Source organism: Microcystis sp. BLCC-F210, from assembly GCF_042134685.1.
In the GTDB taxonomy this organism is placed as follows: domain Bacteria; phylum Cyanobacteriota; class Cyanobacteriia; order Cyanobacteriales; family Microcystaceae; genus Microcystis; species Microcystis aeruginosa_D.
Genome location: NZ_CP169647.1, coordinates 2,864,436 through 2,880,821, shown reverse-complemented (window position 1 = coordinate 2,880,821; position 16,386 = coordinate 2,864,436). Strand labels below are relative to the sequence as shown.

The window sequence follows — 16,386 nt, the reverse complement described above, 5'->3', positions numbered from 1 at the left end:
CTAAGATTATGCTCTAGTTAATTAGGTTTGTCCAGAAGAAAATCGGGACGGCTTCAGGATGGCTGACGGCTGAAAAACCGCTCCCTGATTAACGCCATTCTACCAATTGTCGTTCTTGGACGACCAAACCATATACTGTCTCGGTTTGACGGGCTAAATTCGCCCAATGAAAGCGTTTTTCTAGGTCTTTGTAGGCGTTATTAGCTAATTCGTGGGCGTATTCGGGATGATTTAAAACCTCCAAAATGCCCCAAGCGAGGGAATCGGGATTATTGACCCGGGTGACAATTCCCGTTTGACCATGACGGACAACTTCGGGAAAACCGCAGGTATCGGAAACTACCACGGGAACCCTAGCGGCGAAACTTTCCAGGGCGACAATGCCAAAAGGTTCGTAAAGACTGGGAAAAACGGCACAATCGGCCACGGTTTGAAAGCGATCGAGGTTTTCATCGGACATAAAGCCCGTAAAATAACAATGATGCCAGATACCGAGATGCCAGGACTGTTGTTTGAGTTTGTCGGTATTGCCGCCACCGATAATGACAAATTTAGTTTTAGCCTCGGTGTGAGCGAGGACTTTTGGGGCAGCGTTGAGTAACACCGAAACCCCCTTTTCAAAGGTCATGCGCCCGACGTAATAGACGATTTTTTGGTAATCTTCGGCATATTGACGACGAAAAGCTCGGTAATCAAAGTTAGGGTCTCTTTGCTTTTTCTCGGCCCGAATACCGTTATAAACCACATCGATTTTATCCCAGGGTGCGCCCAAAGCTCGATGGACTTCATGACGCATATAGCTGGTACAGACGATAACGCGCCAAGCATTATAGACGAGGGTTCCCTCTTTGCTGGCGATATAGCGTTGGGTGTCGGTGTGTAGTCCGTTGTAACGTCCGTATTCCGTGGCGTGAATCGTGGCAATCAGGGGTATTTTAAAGAGATGTTTCAGGGCGATGGCTGCATCCCCTACTAACCAATCGTGGGCATGAACAAGGTCAAATTTTCCGTATTCGGCGATTATTTTGCCGCCTTCTTGTCCCATGCTGTTATTCATGTTGACCACCCAATGGAAAAAGTCATTGCCGGGGGGTACGGGGACGCGGTGGATGTGAATACCTTCCACCAGTTCATAACTGGGGGCCTGACCAAATTCGATCGTGATTAAATGGACTTCATGACCGAGTTTGACGATTTCGGGATAGAGTTCAGCGACATGACGGGCAATACCGCCCACTAATCGCGGTGGAAATTCCCACGCTAACACTAAAATCCTCATTTTTCCCTAACCTCGACCTGATTTAAGCTTGTAGGTAATCATGACACCCCCATGGTATCTATTTTGGCTCTGATTTCTTCCTCTAATTGCCAATCTCCCTGCGCCAGTCTTGAGAGGATTTCTTGGCGCCACTTGTTTAATTGTTCCTGAAAAGCGGCCGTTTGTAGATCGTTGCGCCAGAAAATTAGGGCTGATTCACCAGTTTGCGAATAATAATTTTTCCGCTCTCCAGCGACGCGGAAGCCAAAATGTTTATAGAGTGCGATCGCTGACTGGTTCGACACCCTCACCTCTAGAGTAGCCCTTTCTAGTTGTCTTTGTACAGCCTTCTCAAGCAGTTTGTAGAGAAGCAGTTTTCCTAATCCTTGTCTTTGATAGTCCGGATAAATTGCCAGGAGGGTAATATGTGCTTCTTCGAGAATTGCCCAAGAACAAGCTAATCCGATTAGGGTTTCCTCCTCCTGGTCCAGGGTAAGAATTAATAATTCACTGTTGGGGTTGTTTAATTCCCGTTCATAACCAGATAGGGTCCAAATACCGCCGAGACTGCAGCGATCAAGGGCTACCATGGCGGCAAGATGTGGGGATTTTGGAGTTTTAATCTGGATTTTTGGCATTGATCGGGGAACGGGAGAGGGGTGTGGGGTGTGGGGTGTGGGGGAATTATGAATTATGAATTATGAATTATGAATTGGGGAAGTGGGGAAGTGGGGAAGTGGGGAAGTGGGGAAATTGAACTAAAACCCCAAAACCCGTTCGGCGGTTCGGCTGAGCTCACCGTCGAAGCCTGAGCTCACGGCCGAAGCCCAAAAACCCAACCCCCAACACCTAAAACCTGTCTCCTATCTCCTGACTTCTAACACAATGGTAGATGTTGGATTTTTGCAGGAGTTCTATTTTCCGACAAAGATAAGCAAAAATTATTTATTGACTGCAAAAACTTGAGAATATTTAAATTAACATTTCGCAATATTTATAAATTCTTAAGAATTAATTGAGAAAGATTTTTATTTAACAACGACGTTATCATGGTTACAGCGATTTGATAGAATTTCATAATGGGCTGTTTTGTGCTTTTTTGGGCAGCAATAGTTGAAACCCTTGTCACACCTAGAAAGTGATCCTAATTAAAACGGGTAAATCAGTCAATTTCACCCACAACGATGATCTTTTTTTTGTGTAGTTTTATTGCAAAAAAAAAGTTTTTTTGACAAAAAGCACAAAGTATGATAGAGACTAACGTATTTCTGGCTGCGAGTAATTATCATTTTCTCAGTATTCTCAAAATCGAATAGTATAGATTGAAATAACTCAATGTACACAAACCTATGGATGGCAGCTTAATCCTGTTCAATATTCTCAATCCGCCGGTTTTGTTCTTTTTCTTGGGAATGCTGGCAGTGTTTTTTAAATCCGACTTAGAGATTCCGCAACCACTGCCTAAACTCTTTTCTCTCTATCTGTTGATGGCGATTGGGTTCAAGGGAGGTTATGAACTAGCGGAAAGTGGCATCAATAACCAAATCGCTTTAACTTTGATTGCCTCTGTGGTTATGGCTTGCATCGTTCCCATTTACACTTTCTTTATCCTGAAAATTAAACTCGATAGTGCCAATGCGGCAGCGATCGCAGCAGCCTATGGTTCCATTAGTGCCGTTACTTTCATCACCGCCAGTTCTTTTTTAGAAAAACTTCATATTTCCTATGGCGGTCACATGGTGGCTGCCTTAGCTTTAATGGAATCGCCGGCGATTGTAGTGGGTTTAATCTTGGTGCGAGTCTTTAAAGAGAAAAATGGCCAAGAAGAAGCGTTTTCTTGGTCAAAGGTTCTACATGAAGCCTTTTTAAATGGCTCGGTATTTCTCTTAGTCGGTAGTGTTATTATTGGTATGCTCACGGGGGAAAAAGGCTGGGAAAAATTGCAACCTTTCACTCAAGGGATTTTTTATGGTGCGTTAACTTTCTTTCTTCTTGATATGGGATTAGTGGCGGCGAAAAGAATCCGAGAATTAGGTAAAACTGGTTCTTTTCTCATCGGTTTCTCGGTGTTCATTCCCGTTATCAATGCGATGGTGGGGATTCTCATCGCTAAGGTTCTCGGATTTGAACAGGGCAATGCTTTATTATTCGCTGTTTTGTGTGCTAGTGCCTCTTATATTGCTGTTCCTGCGGCCATGAGAATGACTGTTCCTGAAGCTAATCCTAGTTTATACGTTTCTATGGCCTTGGCTTTAACTTTTCCTTTCAATATCATCATCGGTATTCCTCTGTACCTAGAGATGATTAAAATCATTGGCTGTGGAGTCTAAAAGGCCCGGCGGTTTTTAAATAATTCCTGTCAAATTTTTTCTATTTCACTTGTCCTTTTTGTACTTAACTACCATGCTTGAATCCCCTCATCCTTCCCTACAAACTGTCAAAAAAGTAGAAATAATTGTTAGTCATGCTTTTCTGGAAGAAACCTTAAACGTTCTTGATGTTGTCGGAGTTTCCGGTTATACCGTTCTTGGCAATGCTTCGGGAAAAGGCGATCGAGGTTTATCCTGTGATGACTTCGATTGTGATTACAGTGGTAGCTACATTATGACGGTTTGTAATAGTGACAAACAACTCGATCATCTGATCGACAAAATCCAGCCTTTTTTAAAAAAAGCTGGCGGAATTTTTGTTGTAACTACGGCCCAATGGCTAACTCATTAGACCTCAGTCAGGAGAAAGATCTTTTCTAGTTTAGAATTTATCTGTATCTGGTCTGGGACCAACAGCGCCAGCAGGATTAACAAAAAGATTCCCACCGGCTTCATTTTGGAAGATACAATCGATTTTCGGTTTGCCTTCCAAGGGGCCGGTATAACCAAAGGTATTCATCCGGTTTTTACAACTTTGTACCTGCTGTCCATCGACTAATTTTTGTTGTTCTAAAATTGACCAGTTATTGCGTCGCAAAACGCAACCGGGTTGCATGACTGGTTGGGTAACAAAAACATTAAAGGGGTTAAGAGTGACATAAACCCGCAAATCGGTGACAATGGCACTGGCCCCAAATTGCACGCATAATTCCGCATTGGGGGCGCTGCGATCGATTACTTCCCGGGAAGCGACGTTTTCGGGGCTAAAATTAGCAGTAGAACTGAATACCAGACCGAGACCCACTCCTAGTACAAAAATACCACCAATCAGGGCGATCATGGCATAGTTCAATTTTGCCAATAGGCCACCGGGGGACGAAGCGCGGGAGTCGTCGCCATAGGAGCGGTCATAATCACGATCACGCGATCGAGGAGGAGTATAACGAGGTCTTCTATTCATAAAAATTTCTTTCTGCTGTGGCTGCTATGGCGGTCAGTCGTTGGCTATTAGCTTATCATTGTTCTATCCTAGCAACCCGGGGGATAACTGACAGGACAGGTCTGGTATAGGACTATATAGTTTTTTTTGGGGTTAGTATGCTATGGTGGATCACTAAATAGAGTAAGTCAGCCTAATCCGAGTTTCTATGCTAGATATTAGCTAGACAAATTCGGAGCGGAGGAACCACATTTGGGGGCGTATTTCTAGATTTTTTGGACTAGAAAAGGATATCTCTCTATCCTAGCCCGTCAGCTAACTTCGTAGGCGTGGGGGGGAAGACTGAAGCATCACTACATTCCTAGTAATGTCTTGATCGGTTCAGTTATGTCGCTGGTACTACTTGATAGTCATAACTCAAAGGAGACATTGTTTATGGGGATTCTCATGTCAGCTTACCGATCACAACAATTTTAAGATTTTCCGTAGATAACCATATTTTCTATGAGTTTGCTGTACATTTTTCGAGCAAACTTTTAGTTGTATCGAGAAACCAAGAGTAAAAATAGGATCAAAAATGCTGGAATCTTTACCAATGTGGATTGCTGCGATGACTTTTATTGCAGTCATTGTGGTTATTATGTTCGAGTGGCTTCATATTACTGTAGCGGCTTTATTAGGAGCTTTAATCTTAGTTTTTACCCATATCATGACTCTTCAAGAAGCGGTGGGTTATATCAGTCGCAGTTATGCCACTCTCGCCTTATTTTTTGGGGTGATGGTGTTAGTGAGAGCCTTTGAACCAACGAAAATTTTTGATTATTTAGCAGCACAAATGGTGCTTTTAGCCAAGGGACAGGGCAAATTATTACTAATAGGAATTGTTGCTATTACTACCCCAATCTGTGCGGTATTGCCCAACGCCACTACGGTGATGTTATTAGCACCTTTAATTCCACCTTTAGCTCAAGATATAGGTGTGGATTTTGTGCCGCTCTTAATCCTAATGGTTTTCGTGGCCAACAGTGCAGGATTATTAACTATTGTTGGTGATCCTGCTACTTATATCGTTGGTGATTCTATTAATATCACCTTCATGGAATACCTACAGCGTTTGAGTTTAGGTGGGGCCTTTGCAGTGATTACCATTCTGGTTATGTTACCTTGGTTATTCCCCAAAATCTGGCGAACAAAATTCGAGCATTTAGAAGACTTACCCCATCCGCAAATTAATCATCCGCGCGTCTTAGCTTTGGGGGGAATTATCGTCTTTTTGGTCTTATTTTTATTCGTGGTCGGCGAATCTTTTCCTGTACCCCTTGCTCCGGCGGCAGTTGCTTTGATGGGAGCAGCTTTAGCTCTACTTTTAGCCCAGCAATCGAAGATAGATACGGTGCATAATATTCTCCGAGATGTGGACTGGAGTACCCTATTATTTTTTATGTCGATTTTTGTACTAATTGGCGGTTTAGAAAAAACTGGGGTAGTTAATAGTTTATCGGGACTTCTGGCGATAATTTTAGGCAAAAATATCTTTTTAGGTTCTCTAGTCTTGCTGTTTTTTGTTGGCCTTGTTTCCAGTGTTGTTCCGAATATTCCCTTAGTGGTGGCCATGGTTCCACTACTGAAACAGTACCTTGTTAATGTTAATTTAGTCGGGACTGAGGTTCTTTCTCCTGATTATGCTGGTTCTTTTCCCCCGGAAGTTTTACCGCTTTTCTATGCGATGATGTATGGGGCCACCCTAGGAGGTAATGGTACTTTAGTGGGAGCTTCTTCTAATATTGTCGCCGCCGGCATCGCCGAACAACACGGGGGCAAAATTACTTTTCATACCTTTCTGCGCTACGGTTTACCAGTGATGTTTACTCAGTTAGTCGTCTCGGCTATGTATATGTTAGTTTTCTTTGTCTAGTCGATCTCTGGAGGGATTAATGTTAAGTCCGTTTAAGATTGACAAGAAGGTTAACATTGATTAACATTCTCCTATCGTGCTAGATAATCTGGATTGATCAGCGATCGTGAACAAAAAAATCTCTGTTTTAGCACCAGATTTATCCGGTGGTGGTGGCACAAGAGTCTATTTGATTGCTCAAGTCTTGCAACAGCTAAACTGTCAGGTGACGGTTTATGGTCCGATTTTTGGCCGGGAAATCTATCCAACCCCACCGGGGAATATAGCGGTGGTATCGGTCAAAGGCAATAATTATCCCCAGTTTTTTGGCCAGATCAAAACTTTACTCGATCGCATCTCCGGAGAGATTATCTATGCGGTTAAACCCCGTCCCACCAGTTTTGGCATCGGTTTACTGAAACGTTTTTTTTCTCCACGTCCCCTAATTCTCGATATTGACGATTGGGAAATGAGTTGGTTTGGTGGTGATCGATGGTCTTATCGTCCTTCCCCCCGACAATTAGCTAGGGATATCCTCAAAAAAAATGGTGCGCTTAGGGATCCGAATCACCCTCTCTATGTGCGTTGGATGGAAAATTTAATTAACCGTGCTGATGCGGTGACGGTTAATAATCAATTTTTGCAAAAGCGTTATGGGGGGATTTATTTACCGAATGGCAAGGATACGCAACTTTTCGATCCCAATCTCTACGATCCTGTCGCTTGTCGTCAAAAATACGGTTTATCTGGGTATAAAGTCTTAATGTTCCCGGGTACAGCTAGACCCCACAAAGGTTTAGAAGATGTCTTAATCGCTTTAGATCAAATTGCTGATCCTGATTTTAAATTGGTGCTGGTGGGAGGTCGCCAAATCGGGGATGGCTATCTGGATAGTTTGCTAGAAAAAGGTCAACCTTGGTTAATTCATTTACCTGCTCAACCGATCGATCGAATGCCGGAAGTTGTGGCCGCTGCCCATGCTATTATCGTTCCCCAGAGGGATGAAGCTACGGCTAATGCCCAATTTCCGATTAAACTCACCGATGGTATGGCGATGGCTAAACCGATTATTTCCACTAAAGTGGCAGATATTCCCGAAATTTTAGCTGATATTGGCTATTTAGTCGAACCAGGATCGCCCGAGCAACTAGCTGCTATGATTAGCGAAGTTTTTAATCATCTCGACTCGGCTAATGCACGAGGACTAAAAGCGAGAGAGCGCTGTATTGCCTCCTACAGTACCACCGCCATGGCGACAACTCTCTCTCGCCTAATTACTTCTCTGGAAGGGAAATATTAGAGTCTAGCGAGTAGAATAATTGACCGTTGACTATTTACTTTATTACTTGCGATGAATCCTAATCAAATTCTCCTTAAATATACGCTTAAACACTGGATATTAGTAGTTTCCAGCATTGTTATCGGATTTGCCAGTACTATATTTAATGGGGTAGGAGCTATTTTAGTTATCCCCTTACTAATTTCTTTTATTAATCCCGAAAATGATATCTTAAAAAATGCCCCCCAAATTATCAAAAAGCTGCTCTCCGTTTTCGAGGTTTTCTCGGTTGACACTCGTTTTTTCTGGATGTTTGCAGCGATATTATTGATTTTAATTCTCAAGCATATTACCAATTTTGTCAGTAATTGGTTAAGCACTTACTTATCTTTGATTATGGCAAAAGATATGCGAATTGATTCAGTTATTCTGCTGCTAGAAGTGGATATAGATTACTATGTAAAAAGTAAAATAGGAGATATTTTTAATCGTTTCATGTCGGAGATTAATCGAGCCGTGGCATCAATTAGAAATTACATAAACCTAACTAAGATTATCACCACAGCTTTCATGTACTTGGCTATTTTATTATCAATTTCTTGGCAATTAACTATTCTTTCTAGTATTTTGGGTGGCTTTTTAGCTATGCTTAATCAATACTTTGTCAAGAGATCGAAAAAGTTTGGAGAGATTATCACCGTAACGGCTAAACAGCAAACTAATAAACTGTTGGAACTGTTAACGGGAATTCGGCTAATTAAAGCAGTTGGCAATGAAAAATACGAATTAGAATCTATTGTGGAAGATATAGAAGCCCGCGAGAAAGCTGGATTAGATGCCCAGACTAATAATGCTGTAATCGCTCCGCTCAATGAGATCGGTGGGGTCATTATTATTGCTTTAATTATCATTGCTGGTCGTTATCTTTTTAATGAACAACTGCAAGCTTTAGTGACAATTTTATTGACCTATCTCTATGTACTTTTCCGGGCCTTGCCGATGGTTAGTCAAATTAACAGTGCTAGGAGTAGTCTATTGGGTGATGTTTCCGCAGTAGAAGTGGTAGCGGATTTTCTCATTCGAGATAATAAACCATTTATGAGCAATGGCTCTATTCCCTATCAAAGATTAGAGACAGGTATTCATTTTGATAACGTCCAATTTTCCTATCCTGGTTATCAAGAATTAGTTCTCAAGGGCATCGATCTGTGGATTCCAAAAGGAAAAATGATCGCTCTTGTTGGTGCTTCGGGGGCGGGAAAATCGACAATTGCCGATTTATTACCACGCTTTTATGATCCTACAGCCGGGAGGATTCTTTTTGATGGTCAAGATTTAAGGGATTATGAGATCAAATCTCTGAGAAAAGCCATGGGAATAGTCAGTCAAGACACTTTTCTCTTTAATAATTCTCTCCGTTTTAATATTGCCTACGGGTTAAGCGATGTTAGTGATGCAGAAATTTTAGCAGCGACAAAAAGGGCGAATGCCTACGAGTTTATCTCCAAACTGCCAGAAGGACTGGATACGGAAATTGGCGATCGGGGAGTGAGACTTTCGGGGGGACAAAAACAAAGATTAGCGATCGCTCGTGCCTTACTGCGAGATCCAGATCTTCTCATTCTCGATGAAGCTACCAGTGCTTTGGATACAATTTCTGAGCGTTTAGTACAGGAAGCGATCGATGAACTCTGTCGCGAGCGCACTACTCTTGTGATCGCTCACCGTCTTTCCACAGTTCAAAAAGCCTATCAAATTGTGGTGCTGGACAAGGGAAAAGTGGCAGAAATCGGCAATCATGAGGAATTATTAGCTCAAGGTGGTCATTATGCTCGTTTACACGCTCTGCAATTTAGTGATAGCAAAGAGGCCGACTCTAAGAATAGGGAAGATGAGCAAAAAAGAAAAGCTTATTTATCCTACGAAGCGAGAAGCAGTCTTAATAGTCTTTTGGGTTCTTTGCGTCTAGTATCTGAAGATTTAATCGAAGATTCTCAGGAGAAACAGGAAATTTTAGAAGAATCCTGTAGTTCAGCTATGCGACTTCTCCATATTATCGAAGACTACGAGTATTCCTCGACTCGATAGAGCTGCTGCAAAAATCCCACATCTACCATTGGGTTAGGATTCGGGAGACAGGAGACAGGTTTTGGGGGTTGGGGTTTTGGGGTTTTGGGGTTTTAGTTCAATTTCCCCACTTCCCCACACCCTACACCCCACAGCCTCTTTCAAGTCAGGAGACAGGAAATTTGCAGGAGGTCTCTAGAAAAAAAACTCTTAATTTATACTAAAATAATTAGTACAAATAGGCATCTTCCCAGACGGTGAAAAGGAATTATTTACCCTTGAAAACCACAGTTAAAGTCAGCACACAAACCCAATTACCCCTACATCTAGTTATCACCCATCCCCAGTATCGTTTTGTCGATTTATTCGCGGGAATCGGTGGTTTTAGAATCGCTTTGGAGAAATTGGGAGGACGTTGTTTAGGCTATTCAGAAATCGATAAACAGGCCATCCAAGTTTATCAACAAAATTTTATTAGCTATCTCAACAGCGATGAAATTGCTTTCGGAGATGTGAGTAAAATTAGCAATTTACCCGATAATCTCGATCTTATTGTCGGCGGCGTTCCCTGTCAACCTTGGTCGGTGGCGGGATGTTTACGGGGATTTGAGGATCCCCGGGGAAAACTCTGGTTTGATGTGATTAAATTAGTCCAAAAAAGTCAACCGAAAAGCTTTATTTTCGAGAATGTCAGTGGTTTAGCTAGTCCTCGCAACCGGGAGAATTTAGAGTTAATTATCGATGAATTAACCAGCTGTGGTTATCAAGTTTACTGGCAGTTATTAAATGCCTATGATTTTGGTTTACCCCAGAATCGCGAGAGAGTTTTTATCGTAGGAATTAGACAAGATATAGACAACTATGAGCGGTTTAAATTTCCCTTACCTTTGGGTATCCATCCGAAGGTTTTAGATATTTTAGAAGACATCAAGAATATTCAACCCGTCGAGAAAGTCAAGTTATCCGCAGATACTTTATTTAATGGTTTTGTTCCTCCATCGAGAACTCGTTTTCAAAAAGAAGATGAATTAAATGACTTCTTTATTTTTTCTGATTTAAGAAATGGTCACACAACTATTCATTCTTGGGATATTATCAAAACTACGGAACGACAAAAAAGTATCTGTTTAGCTTTGCTGAAATTAAGACGCAGTAAAAAGTATGGCGAAAAAGATGGTCATCCCGTGGCTTTTTCTACTTTTTGGGAAATTATACCCGACCTAAAAATCGAGGAACTAAATCAGTTAGTTTCTCTGGGGATTTGTTGGCAAACGCAGGAGGGGAAGTATGAATTTATTAACTCAAAAAATATGACGGGAATTAACAGCATTTATCGGATTATTTTACCGACGGCCGATATTATTCCTACCCTAACCGCTACGGGTGCTAAAGATTATATTGCTACTATTTCAATTACCGCTACTCATCCCCAAGAATACAAACAATTGTTTTTAAAGAAAATCTATAAACCCAAAAAGTTTCGAGAAATTACTCCCCAAGATGCGCGTAAATTACAAGGATTCCCCGATAATTTTATCTATCATCCACAGCCGGCTATCGCTAAAAAACAATTCGGAAACGCTGTTCCTATAACAGTGGTGGAGGCAGTAGCAAGAAATTTACTGGAAATAATTCGTCCCGATTATTAAACCGAGGGATACTGACTCATATTAAAATATTTAAAGGCTTAAAAATCAAATCTTCTTTGGGAATGGGTTGATGATCAGCTATCAAACTTTCGAGGTACAATTCCATAGCTTCTGTAATATTGACAATCGTTTCTTCAAAAGTGTCTCCTTGAGAATGACAACCTTTAAGCGTAGGACAAAAAGCGTGATAACCACCGTCTGACTCTTTTTCTAGAATAACGGTGTAGTTATAAATTTGTTTGGTATTATCACTCATAACACTATCAGTTGTGGATTTTAAACTATCCTAGTTACACTTAAGAAATGCTGGATAAAACACAAAAATTTTACCTGTCAACCCCTCCACCCCAATTATGTCAAAATTATTTGACCAATAGTTGACATTCGATACATTTTTTAACAATCTTTAATTTACGATGATTTGTGATTTTGTTGACAAATATAGCGTTTCCTGTTTGCAAGAGGTATATTATCGATGTTTAAAAGCTTAATCAGCAAAGGTTCAATCCAGGTGTGAGAACCGCTATATAAATTTTGCTAACAAATCCTATAGGATTGATAAGTACCTAAGCAAAATTAATTACACATATCTAACCCCCTCTTGCCTTTTGCCTCTTGCCGTTCGGACTTCGGCGTGAGCTCAGCCGAGCGGATGAGTATAGGCGGCTACATATCGGGACAGACAAGAGGAAAAAGGGATAATAAATAATCAGTCTTTAAAAACAGGATTTGGTATTACTACCCGGTGAGTAAAAAAAAACGATCCGCCTCAAAACTCTGGCAAAATTTCACTTTTTCTAGTACAATGACCAAAAGTTAATTTAGCCCTTGCGAAAAAATGTTAAAAATTCCTAACAAAGCCGCCCTCTTAGCGGCTGTAACCTTGCTTTCCTTGCCCAGCTTGCCCATTAAGCCTGTTTTAGCTCAAGCACCCAGTCTGGGAAATGGCATTCTCTGCGTTGCTAGGGGGAAGACAGACAGAGGAACGAAAATCTATTTTTATACCTCGATGACGCATCGATCCAGAGAAAACGGCCCGTTGCCGTAACCATAGTGGAATCAGTGACGGACATTGCCGAAGCAGACGTGGTGGTTATCGACAAAGAACGTCAATCTATCACGATTGATACCTTTGGAGCGGCCACTCCCCCACAAATGCAACCCGTGGGACTAGCTCTAACAACCTATCAGGGCAACAATACCTTTAAAGGCAAAAGTCAAGCTGGTACTCCTCTAAGCTTTAGTTTAGACAACAATGCTCGCGTTTTTAAACTTCAGCACGGTAATGTCAACTATACTGGAGTCTGCCATTAATCTCGACGAAGTACAGACAGCTTGCTTGCAGACACGAGTTCTGGGTTGATTCCCCGTCTTCCCTCCTGACAATAAAAAATGGTTGATGCAAGTGTCAAGCATATACTAACCAACACCCTTCAAGATGACCTTCACAGATACTACAGAAAAAGTAATTGTCCAACCAGACATACTTAACGAAACCGCGGCAATTGTCCCCAAACCTCACAGGTTTTCCCAAGACTATCAACTCCTTCACTCCCTCGAAGGACGCTGGCGGGTCAAAATCGAGCGTCTGGGTTACGATCCTGACTATGCCAGCAACTTAGTGGCAATATTAGAGGATAGTAATGTCATCGAACAAGTTCGCTGCAATGAGGCGGCTGAATCCCTAATTATTGAATACAATTACGAGGAAATTTCCCCCGAACAACTACGGGAATATATCCTACTCTCGATGGAAGAGGCCGATCTCGGCTATCTCTTAACCACCAAGGCAGCGACAGCACCAACATCCCACGAAATTAACTATTGGGAGAGGTTGGGCATTCCCGCTGCCAGTTTAGCCCTCGCTCTTGTCGCCTTTCCCCTAGAACTGCCCCCCTTGCTCGTTGGGGGGTTAATTTTAGCCGCCTGTCTGCCGGCCTACGGTCGAGCTTGGGAAGGCATCAGTGAAGAAAAACAATTGACCGTCGATTTCCTCGACTCCCTTGCCATCACCCTCAGCGCTGCCCAGGGCCATTTCATCCCCCCCGCCTTCATGATCAGTTTGATCGAATCTGGGGAAGTAATTCGCGATGTCACCGCTCGCTCTAGCGAACGCCAGACCCTAGATTTACTCGACAGTTTGGGCAAATACGCCTGGATCGAACAGGACGGCGTAGAAGTGCAAGTTCCCCTCAAAGACGTGAGAGAAGGCCATCTCGTCATCGTCTATCCGGGAGATTTAATTCCCATTGACGGCAAGATTATCCGGGGACAGGGACTAATTGACCAACAGAAACTGACAGGAGAATCGGTTCCCGTCCACCGGGAAGTAGATGATGAGGTCTATGCTTCCACCCTGTTGGTAGAAGGACAATTGGCAATTCTCGTGGAAAGGACGGGGAATAATACCCGCGCCGGGGTAGTCGTGGAACTGATGAAAGCCGCTCCTGTCCATGATACTCGCGTAGAAAACTATGCCGCCAAATTTGCCAACATTGCCGTGTTGCCCACCCTAATGATTGGGGCGGGCATTTTTGCTTTCACGGGAGATTTAGCCCGGACAACGGCGATTGTCACCCTCGACTTCGGCACCGGCATCCGCGTATCTGTCCCCACCGCCGTCTTAGCCGGATTAACCTACGCTGCCCGGACCGGGGTTTACATCCGCAGCGGCCGAGCGATCGAAATGTTGGCAAAAGTCGATTGCGTCGTCTTTGACAAAACGGGAACCCTGACCCAGGGCAATGCTTCCGTCACCGACATTCAAGTTACCGCCGAGGGAGTTACCCCAGCAGAAATTCTCTGTCTGGCGGCCTCGGCGGAACAGGGGTTGAGCCACCCCGTCGCCCATGCCATCGTCCAACAGGCCCAACAACAGGGGACGGAAACGAAAACCTGCGAGGAGTGGGATTATCGGGTCGGGTTGGGAGTGGTCGCCCAAATCGAAGGGCGGCAGCTACTGGTGGGGAGCAGCCGCTTTATGAAAACGGAAGGGATCGACATTAGTGCCAGTGAGCAGTTTAAGACGGGAGGCGTTTCTCTGGCCTATGTGGCCCGGGATGGCATCCTAATTGGCGTTATCATGTATGCCGATCCGATCCGCACCGAAAGCCCCGGGGTAATTGCTGAGTTACACCAGCAGGGAATCAGCACCCATATGCTCACCGGCGATGTGCAGCAGGTAGCCGATGCAGTGGCCCAAGAGTTAGGAATGCGCCGGGATGAGGTCCACGCCCAAGCTTTCCCAGAACGGAAGGTGGAAGTGGTGCAGCAACTAAAAGCGCAAGGGAAAACCGTTGCCTTTATCGGCGATGGCATTAATGACTCGGCCGCCCTTGCCTATGCCGATGTCTCGATTTCCTTTGCCGCAGGGAGCGATATCGCTCGGGAAACTGCCGACGTGGTACTGATGGATAACGATCTCAGCGGCTTGACCCACGCGATCGAGATCAGCAAGCAAGTGATGGACATTATCTACCAAAATGCCTTAATTGTCGGCATTCCTAACCTGGGGGCGCTGGCGGTGGGGGTTCTCTTTGCCCTCGATCCGCTCCTAGCGATTATCATCAATAATGGTTCGGCTATTTTAGCTGGACTGAACGGCTTGCGTCCAGCCCTCGGTGGCGAGAAGACGACCTATCGAGATGCGGCGAACGTCTAACAGTCAAACAAAATCCAAAATCGAGCAAATTTGTGAGGTCTCATGGAATTTTTATTAGGTATTGAACCAATTTTCGCCCTAGGGGTTGGTTTGGCGGCATTGGCGATCGCACCCGCTATTGGAGCCTTAAGCAACTCTGAAACTGGGGAAAAGGTCGCCGAAACTGGGCGCGACATGACCAAACAGGGAATCAAGTGGGGTGCAGAGGCCGCTGACACCGTGCAAACCTATCTAGCTGAGGCCAGCGAATCCTGGAACGATCTGGTAGCGGAAGCACAGGCCGAAATCAGAACCGCTAAAAAAGCTAAGGCAACTAGCGAAAAATAGACGGTTAATAGTGAACAACTCATTCAGGAGGTTTTTATGGAAGAATTACTGGTTGTTGGCGGTGTTGGAGTCGTCGCAATTTTAGTATTGGGTTCCCTAGTTAGTTTAGCTAGTCCCCAGACTGGCAAAGCTATTACAGATACAGGTCGCAATGCGGCCAAAAGCGGGATCAAATTAGGGATGGAAGCTAGTGAAAAACTGCAAGCTACTTTTGCCGAAGCTGGTCAATCTTGGCAAGATTTAGTGGCAGAAGCGAAAGCGGAAACAGAGGTGGCAAGAAATACGACTAAAATCACTTCCGTAGAGGAAACATCCCCATCCTAATCTCTGATTGACCGATCGATCATGAAACCATAAAATCTTGAGCGAGGGTTAGCCATCGGTTAAAACGGATGGTCGCCCATGGGAATAGGGGGATTTATCCCCCTATTCCCACTTTCTGCAATTATTAACATTCAATTGATAACTTTTACTAATATATTGCTGACAAGCCTTTGGCAGTAAGGATTATGCCTAAAATGATGGATTTTTGTCAAGGTGAAGAATTGTAAATTTTTTTCTCAGAAAAAATCAATTAATACTAAATCCGTTGAGTACAGGCTAGTTAGGGTTTGCTGAATAATGGTAAAACCCTTTTAAAATAAGGCTTTTGACCTGCTAAAATCTGATGTTAGTGCAAGAATATAGGATTGGGATATTCAAAAACCTTGCATTATCATTTTTTGAGTACACAAACTGGTACAAAAAAAAGAGGACAACAAAGCCTGAAACGACCGGCTCCTGACTCCTAACCCCACCAACAAACTTTTTCAGCAAACCCTAGTTATGAGGAGAGGCAAAAGGCAAAGGGGAATAAATAATCAGTCTTTAATAACCAGATTTAGTATTAAAAATACTCTGGTGTCTGACTGTAAAATTAACAGTGTCGAGATTTTTTCCGGA

Annotated in this window: 14 protein-coding genes and 1 riboswitch; of the genes, 10 read left to right on the top strand and 4 right to left on the bottom strand. The window is 43.3% G+C overall.

Annotation, left to right across the window (positions count from 1 at the left end):
- Window positions 1-88 precede the first annotated feature (88 nt).
- Together ACE3JL_RS13860 and rimI are read right to left on the bottom strand one after the other, a co-directional pair.
- Window positions 89-1,279: a glycosyltransferase family 4 protein gene (locus tag ACE3JL_RS13860; RefSeq protein WP_271988887.1), complete on the bottom strand. Its 1,191-nt coding sequence runs from the start codon at window positions 1,277-1,279 to the stop codon at window positions 89-91.
- A gap of 38 nt (window positions 1,280-1,317) precedes the next feature.
- Entirely contained in the window at window positions 1,318-1,896 is a 579-nt protein-coding gene (rimI, locus tag ACE3JL_RS13855; RefSeq protein WP_375327730.1) for a ribosomal protein S18-alanine N-acetyltransferase, read from the bottom strand.
- Between the two features lie 711 nt (window positions 1,897-2,607).
- Between rimI and ACE3JL_RS13850 the strand changes: the two genes are divergently transcribed.
- Together ACE3JL_RS13850 and ACE3JL_RS13845 are read left to right on the top strand one after the other, a co-directional pair.
- Window positions 2,608-3,588, top strand: a complete 981-nt coding sequence (locus ACE3JL_RS13850) for a sodium-dependent bicarbonate transport family permease (protein ID WP_271956409.1) — start codon at window positions 2,608-2,610, stop codon at window positions 3,586-3,588.
- Window positions 3,589-3,661: 73 nt separating this feature from the next.
- Complete coding sequence (locus ACE3JL_RS13845; protein WP_271988885.1) at window positions 3,662-3,979, top strand: P-II family nitrogen regulator; 318 nt, start codon at window positions 3,662-3,664, stop codon at window positions 3,977-3,979.
- A gap of 30 nt (window positions 3,980-4,009) precedes the next feature.
- On the opposite strand, the gene ACE3JL_RS13840 is transcribed toward ACE3JL_RS13845, so the two are convergent.
- The gene (locus tag ACE3JL_RS13840; RefSeq protein WP_002733879.1) at window positions 4,010-4,588 is read right to left on the bottom strand and encodes a DUF3172 domain-containing protein; all 579 of its coding nucleotides are present in this window, start codon (window positions 4,586-4,588) and stop codon (window positions 4,010-4,012) included.
- Window positions 4,589-4,781: 193 nt separating this feature from the next.
- A riboswitch (cyclic di-AMP (ydaO/yuaA leader) is annotated at window positions 4,782-4,912 on the top strand.
- Window positions 4,913-5,144: 232 nt separating this feature from the next.
- Between ACE3JL_RS13840 and ACE3JL_RS13835 the strand changes: the two genes are divergently transcribed.
- The 4 genes from ACE3JL_RS13835 (at window position 5,145) to ACE3JL_RS13820 (ending at window position 11,456) form a co-directional block, all read left to right on the top strand.
- The gene (locus ACE3JL_RS13835; RefSeq protein ID WP_375327729.1) at window positions 5,145-6,482 is read left to right on the top strand and encodes an ArsB/NhaD family transporter; all 1,338 of its coding nucleotides are present in this window, start codon (window positions 5,145-5,147) and stop codon (window positions 6,480-6,482) included.
- A 106-nt stretch (window positions 6,483-6,588) separates the two neighbouring features.
- On the top strand, window positions 6,589-7,761 hold the full coding sequence (locus ACE3JL_RS13830) for a glycosyltransferase (protein ID WP_271988883.1): 1,173 nt from the start codon (window positions 6,589-6,591) through the stop codon (window positions 7,759-7,761).
- Window positions 7,762-7,812: 51 nt separating this feature from the next.
- The gene (locus tag ACE3JL_RS13825) at window positions 7,813-9,828 is read left to right on the top strand and encodes an ABC transporter ATP-binding protein (protein ID WP_271988882.1); all 2,016 of its coding nucleotides are present in this window, start codon (window positions 7,813-7,815) and stop codon (window positions 9,826-9,828) included.
- A gap of 257 nt (window positions 9,829-10,085) precedes the next feature.
- Complete coding sequence (locus ACE3JL_RS13820; protein WP_375327728.1) at window positions 10,086-11,456, top strand: DNA cytosine methyltransferase; 1,371 nt, start codon at window positions 10,086-10,088, stop codon at window positions 11,454-11,456.
- 16 nt (window positions 11,457-11,472) lie between these two features.
- Here the strand turns inward: ACE3JL_RS13820 and ACE3JL_RS13815 are convergent, their stop codons facing one another.
- A complete protein-coding gene (locus ACE3JL_RS13815) occupies window positions 11,473-11,712 on the bottom strand; it encodes a type II toxin-antitoxin system HicB family antitoxin (RefSeq protein WP_375327727.1) in 240 nt (79 codons plus the stop codon).
- An 806-nt stretch (window positions 11,713-12,518) separates the two neighbouring features.
- Between ACE3JL_RS13815 and ACE3JL_RS13810 the strand changes: the two genes are divergently transcribed.
- The 4 genes from ACE3JL_RS13810 to ACE3JL_RS13795 all read left to right on the top strand — a co-directional run bounded on the left by ACE3JL_RS13810 (window position 12,519) and on the right by ACE3JL_RS13795 (window position 15,768).
- Window positions 12,519-12,770, top strand: coding sequence for a hypothetical protein (locus ACE3JL_RS13810; protein WP_375327726.1), 252 nt, complete (start codon window positions 12,519-12,521; stop codon window positions 12,768-12,770).
- A gap of 124 nt (window positions 12,771-12,894) precedes the next feature.
- The gene (locus ACE3JL_RS13805) at window positions 12,895-15,117 is read left to right on the top strand and encodes a heavy metal translocating P-type ATPase (protein ID WP_375327725.1); all 2,223 of its coding nucleotides are present in this window, start codon (window positions 12,895-12,897) and stop codon (window positions 15,115-15,117) included.
- 42 nt (window positions 15,118-15,159) lie between these two features.
- Entirely contained in the window at window positions 15,160-15,444 is a 285-nt protein-coding gene (locus ACE3JL_RS13800) for a DUF5132 domain-containing protein (RefSeq protein WP_271988875.1), read from the top strand.
- Between the two features lie 36 nt (window positions 15,445-15,480).
- On the top strand, window positions 15,481-15,768 hold the full coding sequence (locus tag ACE3JL_RS13795) for a DUF5132 domain-containing protein (protein WP_271988874.1): 288 nt from the start codon (window positions 15,481-15,483) through the stop codon (window positions 15,766-15,768).
- Window positions 15,769-16,386: the final 618 nt, after the last annotated feature.

Excerpts from the sequence above, each read along its gene's own strand:
- ACE3JL_RS13860 (WP_271988887.1), bottom strand. The coding sequence starts at position 1,279 with ATGAGGATTTTAGTGTTAGCGTGGGAATTTCCACCGCGATTAGTGGGC.
- rimI (WP_375327730.1), bottom strand. The coding sequence starts at position 1,896 with ATGCCAAAAATCCAGATTAAAACTCCAAAATCCCCACATCTTGCCGCC.
- ACE3JL_RS13850 (WP_271956409.1), top strand. The coding sequence starts at position 2,608 with ATGGATGGCAGCTTAATCCTGTTCAATATTCTCAATCCGCCGGTTTTG.
- ACE3JL_RS13845 (WP_271988885.1), top strand. The coding sequence starts at position 3,662 with ATGCTTGAATCCCCTCATCCTTCCCTACAAACTGTCAAAAAAGTAGAA.
- ACE3JL_RS13840 (WP_002733879.1), bottom strand. The coding sequence starts at position 4,588 with ATGAATAGAAGACCTCGTTATACTCCTCCTCGATCGCGTGATCGTGAT.
- ACE3JL_RS13835 (WP_375327729.1), top strand. The coding sequence starts at position 5,145 with ATGCTGGAATCTTTACCAATGTGGATTGCTGCGATGACTTTTATTGCA.
- ACE3JL_RS13825 (WP_271988882.1), top strand. The coding sequence starts at position 7,813 with ATGAATCCTAATCAAATTCTCCTTAAATATACGCTTAAACACTGGATA.
- ACE3JL_RS13815 (WP_375327727.1), bottom strand. The coding sequence starts at position 11,712 with ATGAGTGATAATACCAAACAAATTTATAACTACACCGTTATTCTAGAA.
- ACE3JL_RS13805 (WP_375327725.1), top strand. The coding sequence starts at position 12,895 with ATGACCTTCACAGATACTACAGAAAAAGTAATTGTCCAACCAGACATA.
- ACE3JL_RS13800 (WP_271988875.1), top strand. The coding sequence starts at position 15,160 with ATGGAATTTTTATTAGGTATTGAACCAATTTTCGCCCTAGGGGTTGGT.
- ACE3JL_RS13795 (WP_271988874.1), top strand. The coding sequence starts at position 15,481 with ATGGAAGAATTACTGGTTGTTGGCGGTGTTGGAGTCGTCGCAATTTTA.